This is a genomic window from Pseudomonas serbiensis (assembly GCF_030580745.1).
In the GTDB taxonomy this organism is placed as follows: domain Bacteria; phylum Pseudomonadota; class Gammaproteobacteria; order Pseudomonadales; family Pseudomonadaceae; genus Aquipseudomonas; species Aquipseudomonas serbiensis.
This window is the reverse complement of the sequence record NZ_JAUQOO010000015.1, coordinates 26,895-39,553: the sequence shown is the minus strand read 5'-3', so window position 1 is coordinate 39,553 and position 12,659 is coordinate 26,895. Positions and strand designations below refer to the sequence as shown.

Here is a 12,659-nt window from a genome sequence, read left to right as displayed (position 1 = left end):
CGCTCCTACCTGAGCATTTAATTCACGACCGCTTTTCGATCCGGAACCCCAGGCGTGGGAAATGCACATGCACCACGCCTGCACGCGGGTCTTCGCGGCGCAGGATCAGCTCTTCGCGGCCACTGAACAGCAACTCGCCTTCCACTTCATCCACGCCGTAATCAATGGCTGAGATCGCCACCCGATCACCGGCCTTGAAGCCGTTCGGGTCTACAAACGCCTCATCGGGCAATGCCGCAGGCGTGGCGTCGGCGGCGATTTGCACTGCATCGACAGCAGAGAGGTCGTTGTGCGCTCCATGGCCAAAACCCAGCACACGACCAAGCCAGGCCGAAACCGTCGGGTAGTCGTCCACCAGCGGCGCAGTCACGGGGGTCTGTTTGAGGAACCAGAGGGTGTGGGCCACGGAAAAGTCGGCAATCGAAGGCTCGCCAAACAGGAAGTCGCCATTGCGCTCCAGTTGCTGCTCCAGACGAGCCATCAGGGTTGGCCATTGATGCTGAGCCTGTTCCAGCGGCAGGCGTGATGCGCTTCCACCGTCGAACAAGGTTGCCCGGTCTGCAACGAAGGCCTTGACCGCTTCGGGAGGCACCTTGGCGAAGCGGACCGCCAGCGAGGCGGGCTGGAACACCAGGCTGACCGCATGCATGAACAGCACCGAATCGCCCCAGGCAGCAAGACCGGCAACCGTAAACTCGTGGCCTTCGGGATAGAAGGTCGGGGAAATCTTTTCCTGCTCCAGACGACGTGCGATCAATGCGGTGTCGCAGTAGATATCCGCACCTACCTGCAGAACCGGCGTCTTGCGATAACCACCGGTAAGGGCCGTCAGATCAGGTTTTGGCATGATGGGCGGGATCGTCACCGACCGCCACGAGAGCCCCTTGAAGCCGAGCATCAGGCGGGCCTTTTCGGCGAACAGCGATGCTGGATAGTGATGCAGAATCAGCTCTGACATGCTTTGGCCTCTTGGGCGCAGGGAAAGCAACAGCTTAACCCCCTGCACCCGGGCAGCCTACAGGATCAGACTGATGACACGGCATCACGCAGAGTGATCGGAGAACCCGCATAGCTTGCCGCCAGTACTTCCTTGGCGCTCTTGCGCAGCTTCTTGATCAGGCGCTCCTGACGCAACGCCTCTCCCTTACTGTCCCAGACCTCGACATAGACCAGCGCTACTGCCGGGCTGGAATGAAAAAAGCGCGCGCCCTTGCCACTCTGGTGATCGGCAAAGCGTCGATAAGGATCGTCACTGATGCCGCAATACAACGAACCATTGGCCGCACGCACCAGATAGACAAACCAAGGCTTGCCGACAGGTGCTGCGACATCGATAACGGCATCCACAACGTCAGGCATGGCGTTTTTCTGTAAACACTTTGAGTCCTTTCTGAGCCTGGGCACGAATCGCGTTTTGCACCAGCGGTGTCCAGCCCAGCAGCAGGCCCTTGGTGCCCAGCGCCTGACGCGACCAGCTCCACAGATCGAAGTTGTCATGGTGCTCAGTGATCTTGCCATCATGGAAGACAAACCGGGCCTGGATGTTATTGACCACAGTACGGCCAGTCTGGCTGAACAGGTAAGTGGCTACCCAATGCGCGCCGCCACTGCGCTCATCGGCGCGGACATTATCGAAAACCACCGAGAAGTCCTGGGCACGCGAGGTCAGCATGCGCCACATATCACCGGCCTGCCTGCCACGCAGCTCACCGAACACCGGATCGCTGAATAGCACATCATCGCTGTAACAGGCCGCCATTCCTTCGGCATCCAGACGGGCAAAAGCCTCGTAGAAGCGGGTAATCAATGCGCTATTGGCTTGGCTTGTTTGTTCGTTGCTCATGCATGCAGGTCCGTTTGGAAGCAAAAGATGATGCACGATAAGCGGCAACTCGACACTTTGCCATCATCATTCGCAGGATAAATGTTGTTCGCGAATGAATTCGCTTCCACACAGCGCAGATTCAAACCTTCTCGCTGACGACATTCACATGCAACGCCCGTCCGGCACCCAGCCCGGCCACAATGGCTCCAAACCCCAATGCAGCAAAGATCCAGCCAATCGAATCCCAGCTTCCCGTCACATCATGCACCACGCCCACCGCCAGCGGGCCTATGGAAGCAATGGTGTAACCAATCCCTTGAGCCATGCCCGACAGGTTGGAAGCCACATGGGAGTCACGCGAACGCAGCACGATCAGCGCCAGTGCCAGACTGAACGTACCGCCCTGCCCCAGCCCCAGCAGAATGGCCCAGCCCCAGAGCCCTTCCAGCGGCGCATACAGGCAACCGAACAATCCCCCCAGAGTCATCAGCATGACGAGCACAATGGACAGACGCTGATCCTTGCCCCGTGTCGCCAGCCATGGCGCACTCAAGGCACTGATCAACTGCACGATAATCGAGCCGGACAACAACAGACCCGCCTGGGTCGGAGTCATGCCGCGGTCGATCAGCACCGAAGGCAACCAGCCGAAGACGATGTAGGCCAGAGAGGATTGCAGGCCCATATACAGCGTGACCTGCCAGGCCAGCGGATCACGCAGCAGACCACGCACGCGATACGCCACCTGATGATGAGCATGCAGCTCGCGAGCCTGGGGCAACCAGACCAGTGCGGCCAGTACCGCCGGGATCATCCAGAACCCCAGGCCGACACTCCAGCGATCATCGAAATACTGGGTCAATGGCACCGTCAAGCCGGCAGCAATCGCAGCACCAAGGCACAGCGCCATGGTATAGACGCCAGTCATGGCTCCGGCCTGCTTCGGGAAGTCACGTTTGACGATACCCGGCAGCAACACACCGATAATACCGATGCTCGCCCCGGCCAACAGGCTCCCGGCGAACAACCCGACCTCACCGAAATGGCTACGCAGCAGGATTCCCGCCGCCAATAACAGCAGAATCCCCAACACCACCCGCTCGCTGCCGAAACGTCTTGCGAGTCGTGGCGCCAGTGGCGCGAACAAACCCAGGCACAACACTGGCAAAGTCGTCAAAAGCCCGGCCCTGGCCGCCGACAACCCAAGGCTGTCGGAAACCGCATTGAGCAATGGCGCAACGCTGGAGAGCGCGGGCCGCAGATTCAGGGCAACCAGCACCAGGCCAAGCAATAACAGCCATGGGCGTTTGAGGGTGGGAGTGTGCTGGATTGAGGTCGTGCTCGCCTGAGGCGCCTTGGTCGTCATGAGTCTCTCGTGGGCAGGATGTGTTACAGCGCATTGCGCAAAGGGGGTGCATCCTGTTGGAGAACCTTGCCGAATACAAGTTCGCTCTGAATATCCACAAAAATGCGCGGCCCCACTGACCATAAAGCGTCGTAATTTTCAGAAACGCCCTACAGCCTGTTTGATGCCATATTAATAAGATGATTGCCTACCTTCAGGACGATTATGTATGGCACATCACGGTTACATGACAATCACCGGTAAAAATCAAGGCTTCATCTCGGCAGGTTGCTCTACGCAGGAATCCATCGGTAATAAATGCCAGGATGGGCATGCGGATGAAATCATGGTGCTTTCGTTCAGCCACAACATGAACAATATCAGAGGCATCCGACACGCCACGCATCATCCTGTTGTCATCACGAAGAACATTGATAAATCTTCTCCTCTATTAGCTCAGGCGCTAGCTAATAGAGAAGAGCTCAACTGCAAAATCGATTTCTTCCGCAACTCCGCTCAGGGAAAACTGGAAAAATTTTACACCGTCGAATTAATAGCAGGCATGGTCGCAGACCTGAGCGTAGATATTCCCCACTCAATCCGGCAGAACGACAGCGTCCCCTTGGAACATATCGCCATTCGTTATCGCGATATCATCTGGACACACCATAAGGCCGGTACCATTGGCTACGCTTCATGGATAGAAAAGGAATGAGGGAGCAAGGCCGTGGCGATAAAACAATCAATAGAAGCAATAAATTCCAGGAAGTCAGCCAAGCTGCCTCTTATCTGGCTGGCCACGCTTGCACAATCAGTGCTAGACACATAAAAGACGGCACACTGCGTATTCAATTCAACAGGGAGGTTGCTTACTACGCAAGAGAGATTGTCAGGGATGTTGACCAAGGTCGCAAAAGTGCCGATGAAGGACTGAAAGCGCTCAAGGAAGAGCAAATCAGCCTAAGCAAGCAATCACTCACGATTGCACAACAAAGCATTGGACTTGTTGCAGGAGGATTACAGATTACAGGTGGCGCAGCCATGTGTGGGGGGACATTCGGGCTGGGCTGCGGATTGGGTGTCCTGATGGCTACTCATGGCGCGAACAATGTCTATGAAAACGGGCGTAATTTATGGGAAGGCAGATCAGATACGCAGGGTTACGTCAGAAAGACCTATCAAGGTATTTCCAAGTTTTTTGGAGGCAGTGAATTTGAGGGCAATATGGCGTATGGCGGTGCGGATATAGCTTTATCACTCTACGGGGCATCTAGACTTATTCCAAAACCAGACGCATGGAGACTATTCAGATACTTGAGATCCGACAAGGAGAGGGCCTACAAACAAGCTTCCGCAACATCATTAGTGATTGATGCTGCATCAGATGCAGTAACAATGAGCAACATGTGGAATGACTGGAATAAAGAAAATGAATGACCTCTCCTATCAATCCATCATCATTTCACTCTGCATACTCTTCTTCCTTCCCTCTCTATGGGCCAAATCCAGATGGAGTGGTGATGGTTACTCCGGCGATAGATTCTTGATCGCATTTATCTATAATTTTATTTTTTCAGCTCTCCATTGGCAGTTGGTACAAACGACTGAGGTACCTTTTTCAGGGACACCAGCGAGCCCTTTGCTGCAATGGTTCTCTATTTTCATGGCAGTGGCACACATTATTTCACTCCCCAGAGAATCCCTGCCTAAACGCTGGTTTTCAAGAAAGGCTTCATTACCCATTTCTTTTAATCCGCAATATAGCTACACACTAAAAAGCCCTATCACAGACTTCTTATCACCCTTATTTAGCCTCTTGATACCGAGCATTTGTTGTGCAACATTTTATTCCGGGCTTATTTGTCTGGCACTCATAGAATTTATTGACGTCGATATTTTCTATCGAAAGATCATCTTCGGAACGCTTTGGATTATCCTGTTCGGTATATTTTTATACGGGCTGCACGCTGAAAGAAAAAAACGCGGTTACCTCTAGTCCGCTCCTCCTTTTGCCTGCGATAAAAATCGCAGCGCATAAAAAACCCGGACACAAGGTCCGGGTTTTTCATGCAGCGTCTGCGACTCAGTGAATGATCTGGCTGAGGAACAGTTTGGTACGGTCGCTTTGCGGGTTGTCGAAGAAGTCGTTTGGTGCGGCTTGTTCGACGATCTCGCCCTTGTCCATGAAGATCACGCGGTTGGCCACGGTGCGGGCAAAGCCCATTTCGTGGGTTACGCAGAGCATGGTCATGCCCTCTTCGGCCAGGGTGACCATGGTGTCGAGTACTTCCTTGACCATTTCCGGGTCGAGTGCCGAGGTCGGCTCGTCGAACAGCATGATTTTCGGTTTCATGCACAGGGCACGGGCAATCGCCACACGCTGTTGCTGACCACCGGAAAGCTGGCCCGGGTACTTGTTCGCCTGCTCTGGAATGCGCACGCGCTCCAGGTAGTGCATGGCGATTTCTTCAGCCTTTTTCTTCGGCATGTTGCGAACCCACATCGGAGCCAGCGTGCAGTTCTGCAGGATGGTCAGGTGCGGGAACAGGTTGAAGTGCTGGAACACCATGCCGACTTCACGACGAATGGTTTCGATCTGCTTCAGGTCCGAAGTCAGTTCGGTGCCATCAACGATGATGCGACCCTGCTGGTGTTCTTCCAGACGGTTCAGGCAGCGAATGGTCGTGGACTTGCCCGAACCCGACGGGCCGCACAATACGATACGCTCACCCTGACGCACGTTCAGGTTGATGTCCTTGAGTACATGGAACTGGCCGTACCACTTGTGTACGCCTTCCATCCGGATCATGCCTTCAGCGCCCAGAGGCTTACTGATAACTTCACTCATCACAAAACTCCTAACGCTTGTGGCCTGTGTCCAGCTTACGTTCCAAATGCATGGAATAGCGGGACATACCGAAACAGAAGATCCAGAACACCAGGGCCGCGAAGACGTAGCCTTCGGTGGCCATACCCAGCCATGACGGGTCGGCGGTGGCTTGCTTGACGCTGTTGAGCAAGTCAAACAGGCCGATGATGATCACCAGGCTTGTATCCTTGAACAGGGCAATGAAGGTGTTGACGATGCCGGGGATAACCATCTTCAACGCCTGCGGCAGGATAACCAGCCCCATTGCGCGCCAGTAGCCCAGGCCCATCGCTGCGGCCGCTTCGTACTGGCCTTTAGGGATTGCCTGCATGCCACCGCGCACCACTTCGGCGATGTACGCCGACTGGAACAGGATGACGCCGATCAGGGCGCGCAGCAGCTTGTCGAAGTTCATCCCTTCAGGCATGAACAGCGGCAGCATTACCGACGACATGAACAGCACCGTGATCAATGGCACACCGCGCCAGAACTCGATGAAGGTCACGCACACCACGCGCACGGCCGGCATGTTGGAACGACGCCCCAGTGCCAGCAGAATACCCAGCGGCAGCGCACCGGCGATACCGACGGTCGCGATCACCAGGGTCAGCATCAGGCCGCCCCACTGACTGGTTGCCACAATGCTCAGACCAAACGCGCCGCCATGCAGCAGGTAGAACGCGATGATCGGGTAAAGCACCAGGAAGCCGATGGCGTAGAACGCCTTGCGCGGGAACTTCGAGATGAACAGAGGCGCAGCACCGACAATCGCCAGGATTGCGGTGAGGTCGACCCTCCAGCGCAATTCAGTCGGGAAGTAGCCATACATGAACTGGCCAAAACGCTGCTGGACGAATACCCAGCAGGCACCTGCCTTGGTGCAGTCTTCCTTGGTGGTGCCGATCCAGTTGGCGTCCAGCAGTGACCAGCTGATCATCGGCGGGACGATCAGGTAGATCAGGTAGAACGAGAGCAGGGTCAGCAGCGTGTTGATCCAGCTGGAGAACAGGTTCTGCCGCATCCACGCAACCGGGCCGAACACTTTGCTCGGTGGTGGCATGTCAGGTTTGAAAGTATGAGTTGTCATGCGCGTTTCCTCACCGCTCGATCAGCGCAATGCGCTTGTTGTACCAGTTCATCAGCATGGAAATGCTGATACTGATCGCCAGGTACACGCTCATGGTGATGGCAATGACTTCAATGGCCTGACCGGTCTGGTTGAGCACCGTACCGGCAAACAGAGAAACCATTTCCGGATAACCGATCGCTGCCGCCAGCGAAGAGTTCTTCGCCAGGTTCAGGAACTGGCTGGTCAACGGCGGAATGATCACCCGCAGGGCTTGCGGAATGATGACCTTGCGCAGCGTTGGCCCAGGGCGCAGGCCCAGGGAACGAGCGGCTTCGGTCTGGCCGTGGCTGACCGACTTGATGCCCGAACGCACGATTTCGGCGATGAACGCCGCGGTGTAGATGGTCAGCGCCAGAGTCAGGGAGATCAGTTCAGGGATCAGTACCCAGCCACCGGTGAAGTTGAAGCCTTTGAGCTGAGGCAGTTCCCAATGCACCGGGCTGCCGAAGATCAGCATGCTCAGGCCGGGAATGACCAGCAGCAGACCCAGGCTGGCCCAGAACTTGTGGAACGGCTCGCCAGTGGCTTCAAAACGCTTGTTGGCCCAACGCACCATCGCGACCACCGCCACAATGGCGATGACGATGCTGATCAGAAACGCCCAGATGCCTTCGGAAGGAATTGCCTTGGGCATGTTCAACCCGCGGCTGCTGACAAAGAACATGTCCAGGTAGCCATGAGCCTGACGTGGTCCGGGCAGGGTCAGGAATACGGCGGTGTACCAGAACAGGATCTGCAGCAACGGCGGAATGTTACGGAAGACTTCGACGTATACGGTCGCCAGCTTGTTGATCATCCAGTTCGGCGACAGACGAGCGACACCAATGATGAAGCCCAGGATAGTCGCCAGAAAGATACCGATGATCGACACCAGCAGGGTATTGAGCAAGCCGATGACAAAGACGCGGGCATAGCTGTCCGCTTCCGTGTAGTCGATCAAGTGCTGGGCAATACCGAAACCGGCACTGCGCTCAAGAAACCCGAAACCCGATGTAATACCACGATGCTGCAGGTTGGTCTGGGTGTTGTCGAACATGAACCAGCCCAACGAGACCACCGCCACTACGGTGATGATCTGAAATAACCACGCGCGCACTTTTGGGTCGCTCAAAGAGAGCTTTTGCTTTGGTGCGACGATTTGCTTTTCCATGAAATGCCCCAGGAAAAATCGAACAGAACAACGCCCGACAGGCTAAAAAAGCCTGTCGGGCGCCGGGTCAATCAGCGAATTGGTGGAGCGTACTGAATGCCACCTTTGTTCCACAGAGCGTTTTGGCCGCGCTTGATTTTCAGCGGGGTCGCTTCGCCCAGGTTACGCTCGAACATCTCGCCGTAGTTACCTACCTGCTTGACGATCTGAACGACCCAGTCCTTCGGCAGTTTCAGGTCTTTGCCGTACTCGCCGTCAGCACCGAGCATACGGGCAACGTCAGGGTTCTTGGTGGCCTTGGCTTCAGCTTCGACGTTCTTCGAAGTAATGCCAGCCTCTTCTGCGTTCAACTGAGCGAACAGGGTCCAGCGAACGATGGAGAACCACTCTTCGTCGCCTTTACGTACTACCGGGCCCAGTGGCTCCTTGGAGATCACTTCAGGCAGAACGACGTAGTCGTCAGGCTTGGCCAGCTTGCTGCGCTGTGCGTAGAGTTGCGACTGATCGGAGGTCAGTACGTCGCAACGGCCGCCTTCCAGCGACTTGGCGCTTTCGTCGGAGGTGTCGAAAGTGATCGGGGTGTATTTCAGACCGTTGGAGCGGAAGTAGTCGGAGACGTTCAGCTCAGTGGTAGTACCAGCCTGGATACAAACGGTTGCACCGTCCAGTTCCTTGGCGCTCTTGACGCCCAGCTTGTTGTTTACCAGGAAGCCGATACCGTCGTAGTAAGTCACGCCGGCGAATACCAGGCCCATGCCCGAATCACGGGAGCTGGTCCAGGTGGTGTTACGCGACAGGATGTCGATTTCACCGGATTGCAGCGCGGTGAAACGCTCCTTGGCGTTCAACTGGCTGAATTTGACCTTGGTTGCGTCACCGAAAACGGCAGCAGCTACGGCACGGCACACGTCAGCGTCGATACCGGTAATCTTGCCTGTAGCATCTGGAACGGAGAACCCTGGCAGGCCATCGCTGACACCGCACTGAACAAAACCTTTCTTCTGGATAGCGTCAAGTGTGGCACCGGCGTTAGCTGCACCGGTCACGCCGAGTGCTGCTACAGCTGTCACGACCGCCAGTGTGGATTTCAACATCTTCATTCAAACCTCCAGTGTGCTCTTTATTGTGTGGGACTTCGGTTACGCCGCACCCTTGTGAGGCATTAATGACCCGTGCTGGCTTTTTTTTGGGTCATACGACGTTGGGCCTGGACCATGAATCGAGCGCAAGATCATCTCGTCACTCACCTTCATCATTCATTTATAGCCCTAAGACCAAAGCCCCGTGCTTTCCCCGGACCAGAGCGGTACAGGATCAATCATGCCGGGAGTCCTGACGCATGGACTCCCGTGCTGCCTTCGATCGTTACAAGTAGTAGCCTAATAGTGTTACCGATCGATGTGAGCGCTTTGACTCCACACGTTTCATAGCAAAGCCCGTACCAGCATGCTGGCGATGTCGAATTAGCGACAGGTCAAGTCGAAAACTTGTAACCTTGCGACATCTTCTTTCACTTTTAAACTGCACGCGCACTTAATTAATGCGCCAAAAAACAATCAATGCACCCTATTGGAGCACTCATGAGCGAGCCTTTGATCCTTCAACCCACCGCAGAATCCGATGCCTGCGTCATCTGGCTGCACGGCCTGGGTGCCGACCGTTACGATTTTCTTCCCGTCGCCGAAGCCCTTCAGGAGTCGTTGACGACCACTCGCTTCATATTGCCCCAGGCCCCGAAACGCGCCGTTACCGTCAACGGTGGCTATGAAATGCCGAGCTGGTATGACATCAAGAGCATGACTTCCGAAGCCCGCTCCATCGATCACGATGAGATGGAAGCCTCGGCCCAACAGGTTCTGGACCTGATCGAGCAACAACGCGACAGTGGCATCGACCCCGCCAGAATCTTCCTGGCAGGTTTTTCCCAGGGCGGCGCCGTGGTTCTGCACACAGCCTACAAACGCTGGCAAGGCCCGCTGGGTGGCGTGCTGGCATTGTCCACCTACGCGCCAACCTTCAATGACCAGATGACATTGTCAGCCAGCCAGCAGCGTATTCCGGCCTATTGTCTGCATGGTTTTCACGACGAAGTGGTCCACAATGCCATGGGACGTACCGTTTACGAGTACCTCAAGACGCTGGGTGTAACCGCTCAATGGAAAGAGTACCCAATGGGGCATCAAGTGTTACCCCAGGAAATTTCCGACATCCAGATCTGGCTTGCCGAGAAACTTCGGTAACGTCTTCTTTAATGGAGCTTTGAACCGGCCTGATCGGGCGCCTGTGTAGCGAACCATGGATGACACTACGCCGCGCCCGATTCTTGCATTACACTGCTCGGCGTAGATTCCTTAATCAATTGACGAGATGACCGTGCTCAAAGCACTTAAAAAGATGTTCGGTAAAAGCGAGGCTGAGCAGCTCGCGCCCAACCACGCAGCATCCACCCCCGCCTCCAGGGCTGTCGCTGAAGACGAATCGCAGAATCGTGCGGTCAAGGCTCAGGCTTCGGTCAAGGAACCCGCAGCCCCGGCTCAGGCCAGGAGCGACAAACCCAAGGCCGAACGTCCACGTCGAGAGCGAGCGCCCAAGCCGCCTGTCGTCACCTGGAAGCTCGAAGATTTCGCTGTCGAACCTCAGGAAGGCAAGACGCGCTTCCATGACTTCGATCTGGCCCCCGAACTGATGCACGCGATTCATGATCTGGGCTTCCCGTACTGCACGCCGATCCAGGCGGGCGTGCTGGGTTACACCCTCAAGGGCAAGGACGCCATCGGTCGCGCCCAGACCGGTACGGGCAAGACCGCCGCGTTCCTGATCTCGATCATCACCCAGTTGACCCAGACGCCGCCGCCCAAAGAGCGTTACATGGGTGAACCCCGCGCCCTGATCATCGCCCCGACCCGCGAACTGGTGGTGCAAATTGCCAAGGACGCGGCAGCGCTGACCAAATACACCAACCTGAACGTCATGACGTTCGTGGGCGGCATGGAATTCGACAAACAGCTCAAGCAGCTCGAAGCCCGTCATTGCGACATTCTGGTTGCAACACCGGGACGTCTGCTGGACTTCAACCAGCGCGGTGAAGTGCATCTGGACATGGTCGAAGTGATGGTCCTCGACGAAGCCGACCGCATGCTGGACATGGGCTTTATCCCCCAGGTACGCCAGATCATTCGCCAGACGCCGCACAAGGGCGAGCGTCAGACGCTGCTGTTCTCCGCGACCTTCACCGATGACGTGATGAACCTCGCCAAGCAATGGACGACCGACCCGGCCATCGTCGAAATCGAAGCCGAGAACGTCGCCAACAGCAACGTCGAACAGCATATCTACGCGGTGGCTTCGGCTGACAAGTACAAGCTGCTGTACAACCTGGTCACCGACAACGGCTGGGAACGGGTGATGGTCTTTGCCAACCGCAAGGATGAAGTGCGCCGTATCGAAGAGCGTCTGGTGCGTGACGGAGTAAACGCCGCACAACTTTCAGGCGATGTTCCCCAGCACAAACGGATCAAGACTCTGGAAGGTTTCCGCGAAGGCAAGATTCGGGTGTTGGTGGCAACAGACGTCGCAGGCCGCGGTATCCATATCGACGGCATCAGCCATGTCATCAACTTCACCCTGCCGGAAGTGCCGGACGATTACGTACACCGCATCGGGCGCACAGGCCGTGCGGGCGCGGATGGCGTTTCGATCAGCTTTGCCGGGGAAGACGATTCCTATCAGCTCCCGGCCATCGAAGAGAAGCTGGGCCGCAAGATCAGCTGCGAAATGCCACCGACCGAGTTGCTGCGGGCTGTGGTGCGCAAGGCCTGAGCCTTTTTCGCGACTGAAGTCGCTCCTACAGCGTTCTGTGCAGGAGCGACTTCAGTCGCGAACACCAGCATTCATTTCCAACGATCAGCCGCCGCCTGATCGCTATGCCGCCCTTCGACCCAGCGCGGGCCTTCGGCGGTGTTTTCGCGCTTCCAGAACGGTGCGCGAGTCTTCAGGTAGTCCATGACGAAATCACAGGCCTCGAACGCGGCCTGACGATGAGCGCTGGCAACGCCGACAAACACGATTGGCTCGCCGGGCTCCAGTGCGCCGACCCGGTGCAGCACTTCCAGCCTGAGCAGTGGCCAGCGCTGTTCGGCTTCAACCACGATCTTTGCCAGAGCCTTTTCAGTCATGCCTGGATAGTGCTCCAGAAACATGCCCGAAACCTCACGCCCTTCGTTGAAGTCCCGCACGTAACCGACAAAACTCACCACCGCGCCGATGCCGACATTGGCCGCATGCAGTGCATTGACCTCGGCACCTGGATCGAACGCCGCCGCTTGCACGCGAATCGCCATG

General features: G+C 56.3%; 14 protein-coding genes. 5 read left to right on the top strand and 9 right to left on the bottom strand.

The window, feature by feature from the left end:
* Window positions 1-22 precede the first annotated feature (22 nt).
* The 4 genes from Q6A51_RS18550 to Q6A51_RS18535 all read right to left on the bottom strand — a co-directional run bounded on the left by Q6A51_RS18550 (window position 23) and on the right by Q6A51_RS18535 (window position 3,191).
* Window positions 23-958: a glutathione S-transferase family protein gene (locus tag Q6A51_RS18550; RefSeq protein WP_304575442.1), complete on the bottom strand. Its 936-nt coding sequence runs from the start codon at window positions 956-958 to the stop codon at window positions 23-25.
* A gap of 65 nt (window positions 959-1,023) precedes the next feature.
* On the bottom strand, window positions 1,024-1,359 hold the full coding sequence (locus Q6A51_RS18545; protein WP_304575441.1) for a GIY-YIG nuclease family protein: 336 nt from the start codon (window positions 1,357-1,359) through the stop codon (window positions 1,024-1,026).
* Window positions 1,352-1,843 (bottom strand): nuclear transport factor 2 family protein, encoded by a 492-nt coding sequence (locus Q6A51_RS18540; RefSeq protein WP_304575440.1) that lies wholly within the window; start codon window positions 1,841-1,843, stop codon window positions 1,352-1,354. The genes Q6A51_RS18545 and Q6A51_RS18540 overlap by 8 nt, the downstream gene beginning before the upstream one ends.
* A 121-nt stretch (window positions 1,844-1,964) precedes the next feature.
* On the bottom strand, window positions 1,965-3,191 hold the full coding sequence (locus Q6A51_RS18535; RefSeq protein WP_201018069.1) for an MFS transporter: 1,227 nt from the start codon (window positions 3,189-3,191) through the stop codon (window positions 1,965-1,967).
* A gap of 208 nt (window positions 3,192-3,399) precedes the next feature.
* On the opposite strand from Q6A51_RS18535, the gene Q6A51_RS18530 reads away from it, so the two are divergent.
* Genes Q6A51_RS18530 through Q6A51_RS18520 form a run of 3 tightly spaced genes read left to right on the top strand, consistent with a single transcriptional unit; the run spans window position 3,400 to window position 5,166 of the window.
* Window positions 3,400-3,885 (top strand): Hcp family type VI secretion system effector, encoded by a 486-nt coding sequence (locus Q6A51_RS18530; RefSeq protein WP_304575439.1) that lies wholly within the window; start codon window positions 3,400-3,402, stop codon window positions 3,883-3,885.
* Window positions 3,867-4,607, top strand: a complete 741-nt coding sequence (locus tag Q6A51_RS18525) for a DUF4225 domain-containing protein (RefSeq protein WP_304575438.1) — start codon at window positions 3,867-3,869, stop codon at window positions 4,605-4,607. The genes Q6A51_RS18530 and Q6A51_RS18525 overlap by 19 nt, the downstream gene beginning before the upstream one ends.
* Window positions 4,600-5,166 (top strand): hypothetical protein, encoded by a 567-nt coding sequence (locus Q6A51_RS18520; protein ID WP_304575437.1) that lies wholly within the window; start codon window positions 4,600-4,602, stop codon window positions 5,164-5,166. Before Q6A51_RS18525 ends, Q6A51_RS18520 begins: the two co-directional genes overlap by 8 nt.
* Window positions 5,167-5,253: 87 nt before the next feature.
* On the opposite strand, the gene Q6A51_RS18515 is transcribed toward Q6A51_RS18520, so the two are convergent.
* The 4 genes from Q6A51_RS18515 to Q6A51_RS18500 all read right to left on the bottom strand — a co-directional run bounded on the left by Q6A51_RS18515 (window position 5,254) and on the right by Q6A51_RS18500 (window position 9,418).
* On the bottom strand, window positions 5,254-6,018 hold the full coding sequence (locus tag Q6A51_RS18515) for an amino acid ABC transporter ATP-binding protein (protein ID WP_201006044.1): 765 nt from the start codon (window positions 6,016-6,018) through the stop codon (window positions 5,254-5,256).
* A gap of 10 nt (window positions 6,019-6,028) precedes the next feature.
* The gene (locus Q6A51_RS18510; RefSeq protein WP_201018071.1) at window positions 6,029-7,126 is read right to left on the bottom strand and encodes an amino acid ABC transporter permease; all 1,098 of its coding nucleotides are present in this window, start codon (window positions 7,124-7,126) and stop codon (window positions 6,029-6,031) included.
* Window positions 7,127-7,136: 10 nt separating this feature from the next.
* The gene (locus Q6A51_RS18505) at window positions 7,137-8,318 is read right to left on the bottom strand and encodes an amino acid ABC transporter permease (protein WP_201018072.1); all 1,182 of its coding nucleotides are present in this window, start codon (window positions 8,316-8,318) and stop codon (window positions 7,137-7,139) included.
* A gap of 71 nt (window positions 8,319-8,389) precedes the next feature.
* Window positions 8,390-9,418 carry an amino acid ABC transporter substrate-binding protein gene (locus Q6A51_RS18500; RefSeq protein ID WP_304575436.1) on the bottom strand — a complete coding sequence of 343 codons (1,029 nt, stop codon included), beginning with the start codon at window positions 9,416-9,418 and terminating at the stop codon, window positions 8,390-8,392.
* Between the two features lie 480 nt (window positions 9,419-9,898).
* Here Q6A51_RS18500 and Q6A51_RS18495 point away from each other — a divergent pair, with 480 nt between their 5' ends.
* A complete protein-coding gene (locus Q6A51_RS18495; RefSeq protein ID WP_201018073.1) occupies window positions 9,899-10,558 on the top strand; it encodes an alpha/beta hydrolase in 660 nt (219 codons plus the stop codon).
* A 127-nt stretch (window positions 10,559-10,685) separates the two neighbouring features.
* Window positions 10,686-12,137: an ATP-dependent RNA helicase RhlB gene (gene rhlB, locus Q6A51_RS18490; RefSeq protein ID WP_304575435.1), complete on the top strand. Its 1,452-nt coding sequence runs from the start codon at window positions 10,686-10,688 to the stop codon at window positions 12,135-12,137.
* A gap of 71 nt (window positions 12,138-12,208) precedes the next feature.
* Here rhlB and moaE read toward each other — a convergent pair whose 3' ends face one another.
* Entirely contained in the window at window positions 12,209-12,658 is a 450-nt protein-coding gene (moaE, locus tag Q6A51_RS18485; protein WP_201006055.1) for a molybdopterin synthase catalytic subunit MoaE, read from the bottom strand.
* Window position 12,659 lies beyond the last annotated feature (1 nt).

Excerpts from the sequence above, each read along its gene's own strand:
- Q6A51_RS18550 (WP_304575442.1), bottom strand. The coding sequence starts at position 958 with ATGTCAGAGCTGATTCTGCATCACTATCCAGCATCGCTGTTCGCCGAA.
- Q6A51_RS18545 (WP_304575441.1), bottom strand. The coding sequence starts at position 1,359 with ATGCCTGACGTTGTGGATGCCGTTATCGATGTCGCAGCACCTGTCGGC.
- Q6A51_RS18540 (WP_304575440.1), bottom strand. The coding sequence starts at position 1,843 with ATGAGCAACGAACAAACAAGCCAAGCCAATAGCGCATTGATTACCCGC.
- Q6A51_RS18535 (WP_201018069.1), bottom strand. The coding sequence starts at position 3,191 with ATGACGACCAAGGCGCCTCAGGCGAGCACGACCTCAATCCAGCACACT.
- Q6A51_RS18530 (WP_304575439.1), top strand. The coding sequence starts at position 3,400 with ATGGCACATCACGGTTACATGACAATCACCGGTAAAAATCAAGGCTTC.
- Q6A51_RS18525 (WP_304575438.1), top strand. The coding sequence starts at position 3,867 with ATGGATAGAAAAGGAATGAGGGAGCAAGGCCGTGGCGATAAAACAATC.
- Q6A51_RS18520 (WP_304575437.1), top strand. The coding sequence starts at position 4,600 with ATGAATGACCTCTCCTATCAATCCATCATCATTTCACTCTGCATACTC.
- Q6A51_RS18515 (WP_201006044.1), bottom strand. The coding sequence starts at position 6,018 with ATGAGTGAAGTTATCAGTAAGCCTCTGGGCGCTGAAGGCATGATCCGG.
- Q6A51_RS18510 (WP_201018071.1), bottom strand. The coding sequence starts at position 7,126 with ATGACAACTCATACTTTCAAACCTGACATGCCACCACCGAGCAAAGTG.
- Q6A51_RS18505 (WP_201018072.1), bottom strand. The coding sequence starts at position 8,318 with ATGGAAAAGCAAATCGTCGCACCAAAGCAAAAGCTCTCTTTGAGCGAC.
- Q6A51_RS18500 (WP_304575436.1), bottom strand. The coding sequence starts at position 9,418 with ATGAAGATGTTGAAATCCACACTGGCGGTCGTGACAGCTGTAGCAGCA.
- Q6A51_RS18495 (WP_201018073.1), top strand. The coding sequence starts at position 9,899 with ATGAGCGAGCCTTTGATCCTTCAACCCACCGCAGAATCCGATGCCTGC.
- rhlB (WP_304575435.1), top strand. The coding sequence starts at position 10,686 with ATGACCGTGCTCAAAGCACTTAAAAAGATGTTCGGTAAAAGCGAGGCT.
- moaE (WP_201006055.1), bottom strand. The coding sequence starts at position 12,658 with ATGGCGATTCGCGTGCAAGCGGCGGCGTTCGATCCAGGTGCCGAGGTC.